Origin of the sequence: Vibrio sp. V10_P2A27P122 (genome assembly GCF_963874335.1) — a bacterium.
In the GTDB taxonomy this organism is placed as follows: domain Bacteria; phylum Pseudomonadota; class Gammaproteobacteria; order Enterobacterales; family Vibrionaceae; genus Vibrio; species Vibrio anguillarum.
In genome coordinates this window covers 1-3,039 of the sequence record NZ_CAWNHY010000180.1, presented here as the reverse complement: position 1 = coordinate 3,039, position 3,039 = coordinate 1, and the positions used below count along the sequence as shown (strand labels likewise).

Below are 3,039 nucleotides of genomic sequence, written 5' to 3'. Positions count from 1 at the left end.
AATACGATGTTCTCACCTCAATGGCTGACCCTATGCTTTATCCCAAATCAGATATAGTCGGTTTATATGAATACCGTTGGGAAATTGAACTGGGGTACCGAGAGCAAAAACAATACATGCTGGGTAACCGCCTTACACTGCGAAGCCGACTCCCAGAGCTCGTGAGACAAGAGCTCTGGGGAATACTACTGACATACAACTTAGTCAGATATCAAATGGTGCAGATGTGTAATACGTTGAATGGAGACTACTTGCCATACCAACTTAGCTTCAATGGAGCGTTAGCCCACATCATGCGCCTAATAGTGGGGCTTCCCTACTCGTCACCGGGAGCCATACCGAGGCAACTCCAAAACTTCTATGCAATGAGTGGGAGCTTAATACTTGAGCCAAGGCGAGAAAGAGCCTTCCCTAGAGTCGTGAAGAAAAAGCCAAGCCGATATCCTAGAAAATACAATGCCGCTCACCTTAAGTGAACGGCATTACTCTGATAACTCTGCCTTTTGATCTTGTAGAGTTACACCTTGAAGAGCAAAGTCGAGTATCGCATCACCTTTAGACTCCCACGCAGAAGAATTCGCATCAACGCTCTCAAGCTCGGGTCTATCTGCAATAAGAGAAAGCCCCTCTAAAACCGAGATACAGTCTGTGTAATTAAAGATAGGTGAAATATAACCAGCGCAGATATGAAGGCCTTTAATCTGGTTAATAATTTCTTGCTGTGTTTCTTCTAATTCAGAGACGAGCTTTTGAGCCACTTTATCATCAGACGGCGAATAATCTTTGAGAGTGGTTGATGAAAACAGATTAAGGCTTGGCGCATCGTGCTCACTTAAATAGTCAACAGTCTCAATTATCTTCGCCAGGGCAGATAAGTAATAACTCTTATCCCAGACATTTAAATCAAAGTCGGTACTTGGTAGCTCATCTAAATCGATTGAAGCGTCAGTAACGATTCGCTCAAGCTGTGAACTATAACCTAGAGCATCATGATAACTCACTTCGGAATTGGCAATACTTTCATTCACCGATAGACAATAATCATCCAACTTATTACGAAGAGACACTAAGCGGCCTATATCGTCACTTCTCTCTGGAGTGACAGGAGCGTGCTGCATCAGTGTACTTTCTAATGAAGAAAGTACTGATTTCTTGTTCGCTTTGTGGGAGTGTAACTCTAATACTGAATCACCAATATGGCAGTTATCCAGTCGTCGTTTAACAACATCAAGTGCTGCCATTTTTTCAGCAACAAACAGCACTTTTTTATTATCAGCTAAAGCCTGAGATATGATGTTTGTGATAGTTTGTGATTTACCTGTACCAGGAGGACCTTGAATAACAAGATTAGCCCCCGACTTTGCCGCTAATACGGCTTCTGTTTGGCTTGAGTCCGAATCTAAAACCAGTTGAACTTCTTCAACACGGTTGACATCCATTGGTGTTGAATCGAGCAAAGTTGCATCACGTTCAAAACCTTCCGCAAACAGCTTTTTAATTAAGCTATTTTCCGCTGGTTTCTTACCTTCAGGCCACACTTCATCTGACAAGTCCTGATACATCTGAAACTTACCAAAAGAGAAGAAACTTAATACGATTTTATCGCTTTCTACCGACCAACGCTTTTCACCTGAAATGGCATTCGCGACTGATTTTAAGTAGCCTTGGAAATCATAGCCCTCATCTCCTTCTTCAAAGTCAGGTAAGACAATACCGAACTCCATTTTAAGCTTAGCCGCAAGGGTAAGGTTTGTTCCTAGTTCTGATTCTGTGTAGCGAATTTTATATGCGTCACCTGCATCAGCTCGGAAAATTTCGACAGGGATAAGTACTAAGGGAGCATGTCTCGATTTGTCAGAATTATCATCTTCAAACCACTTAACTAAACCAAGAGCAAGATAAAGTAAATCAACCCCCTGTTCTTGGACAAAGGTCGTAGCTTCCGTGCTCAGCTTTAGTAAGCGAGTATCAAGTGATTTTCTAAATAGCTGAGTTTGCAGAGCGTTATCAGCGTGCCTTTTATCACCATTTGTTTCTTCAAGATGAGCTGTCAAATCAGTTAAAGATATCGAATTGCTATCCTCTTTCTCTAGAGAATCAGGAGCTGGAAGAAATGACATTGTCTTTGAGTCTTCAACCAAATGTTGAAACACTTGCTCGGACTTTTCATCAACAATGTCTAGAATTTTGGCTCCCTTGCCGACATTAAGTAATGTATTTCCTCTAAGACCCATATCAAGGAGTTCTTGACGGCTTTTATCAAAAATATCTTTAAGATTCGAGTTCATGTTGCAGTTAAAACCTTATATTTCGTTAACCGTATTTAATCCCAAAAAGCCAGCTACACTACAGCTTAATAACTGACCTATTTGAACTACGTATCGACTGGACTTCTAAGTAGATGTTTTCAGCAATCAAATTACTTTTAGCAAATTGATACTGTTTTTGAAATCCTTCCAGATATAGAGCTTACCTTTGGGTACGTAATTTTTTAGTTAACCAAAGTTTTGCTCTCTATGTGCCCGTCAAAGAAGCTATCTGCATATGAGATTCTAACATTAGAAAACGTTGGTCAATATAATCGTGCTTGTTTAGTGAAGAGTATCTACTCTAAGTGATAAAGGGGCATAAATTTGTTAGCCAGAGGCGAGTTGAATAAGCTCATCTTTGAGCAACTTAAGTAGTTAAGTTATGCTGTAGGCCTTTATTGTTCATCTTATACGTTATGACTAAATCGCAATTTAATAATCTACTCGCTGACTCTATTTCTTCTCTGAAATCACCGAGTTTTACGCCTAATCTAATGGCTTTCATCGCTTCTCTAGTGAATTATGACTGTGCAGTAATTCTCGGCCTGCGTACAGATAAACATCCCATTTATCTTTATGATTCCATTAAAAATAATCGAGAATTACTTTTTGACCGTTACCTCACTTCTGCATTTCAAGATGACCCATTCTACAAAATGCTCGCTATTAATGAGCAGCAAGGCGTTTTTTCATTAAAAGACGTAGCCAAACGGGATATGGATTATCAAAC

2 protein-coding genes and 1 pseudogene are annotated in these 3,039 nt (G+C 40.1%); 2 read left to right on the top strand and 1 reads right to left on the bottom strand.

The features are described from left to right. On the top strand, nucleotides 1–476 hold a 476-nt coding region (locus AACQ17_RS08160), incomplete at its 5' end, for a transposase (RefSeq protein WP_141201448.1). 6 nt (nucleotides 477–482) lie between these two features. Here AACQ17_RS08160 and AACQ17_RS08155 read toward each other — a convergent pair. Further along, nucleotides 483–2,288 (bottom strand): DUF4011 domain-containing protein, encoded by a 1,806-nt coding sequence (locus AACQ17_RS08155; protein ID WP_240507679.1) that lies wholly within the window; start codon nucleotides 2,286–2,288, stop codon nucleotides 483–485. 437 nt (nucleotides 2,289–2,725) lie between these two features. Between AACQ17_RS08155 and AACQ17_RS08150 the strand changes: the two are divergent. Continuing rightward, nucleotides 2,726–3,039, top strand: a pseudogene (locus AACQ17_RS08150) (LuxR family transcriptional regulator); the annotation flags it as partial.